Origin of the sequence: Frankia gtarii (assembly GCF_025403375.1) — a bacterium.
Classification (GTDB): Bacteria; Actinomycetota; Actinomycetes; order Frankiales; family Frankiaceae; genus Frankia; species Frankia gtarii.
This window is the reverse complement of the sequence record NZ_JAMPTM010000575.1, coordinates 1-876: the sequence shown is the minus strand read 5'-3', so window position 1 is coordinate 876 and position 876 is coordinate 1. Positions and strand designations below refer to the sequence as shown.

Annotated in this window: 1 protein-coding gene; it reads left to right on the top strand. The window is 71.7% G+C overall.

Features of this window, described 5'->3' with window-relative positions; translation table 11 throughout:
• A partial coding sequence (locus NBZ83_RS32370; RefSeq protein ID WP_261576541.1) for a HesA/MoeB/ThiF family protein occupies window positions 1-672 on the top strand: 672 nt, incomplete at its 5' end.
• Window positions 673-876: the final 204 nt, after the last annotated feature.

Here is an 876-nt window from a genome sequence, read left to right as displayed (position 1 = left end):
GGAGGGGTGGGCGGAGCCGCCACCACCTATCTCGCCGCCGCCGGCGTCGGGCGCCTGGTGCTGGTCCATCCCGGCCCGTTGGAGAAGCCCGATCTGAACCGCCAGACCCTGATGCGCCCCGACCGCATCGGCGAGTCCCGAGTCGTGATCGCCGCGGAAACCCTGAGTCTGCACTACCCGGACGTCGTGGTGGAGACCTGGGACCGGGACCTGTTCGACCCGATGCTCCCCGAGCTGGTGGCCGCTGCCGACGTCGTGATCGACGCCCGCCACAACTTCCCCGAACGCTTCCAGATCAACCGGATGTGCCTGGGTGCGGAGGTGCCTCTGGTCGTCGCGGCGATGAACGCCACCGAGATCCAGCTGCTCACCGTCGCCGGGGACGGTCCGTGTCTGCGGTGCGTCTTCGCCGAGGGCGACCCAGAATGGGACCCCCTGGGGTTTCCCGTCTTCGGAGCGGTCGCGGGGACGGTTGGGTGCCTCGCGGCGATGGAAGTCATCAAGCTCGTCTCCGGATTCGGCGAGCCGGCCGCCGGCCGGCTGCTCGTCGCCGATCTGTGGGATCTGGACGTCCGCACACTGTCGGTGGCGCGTGACCCCGCCTGTGTGGACTGCAGCTTCCGGCGGCCGTCGGCTGGCGCGACCCGGCTGGACGGCACTTCCCGGCGGTGAGGCTGTCGCCCATGCCGGCCCGTCTTCCGGCAGCCGGCGGGGCGGCCCATCCCTGTCGTCAGGCGGGCTGACTCCCAGGCCCGGTCGTCAGGCGGGCCGGCGCGGGGAGTGCGGCTGCGTCGTTGTGTTCCCGCCGGGAAGTTCGACGGGCGTCTGCTCCGGCTGGGTGGTGATGCCGGGTTGTGGGCTCGGTGTGTCCGGGGG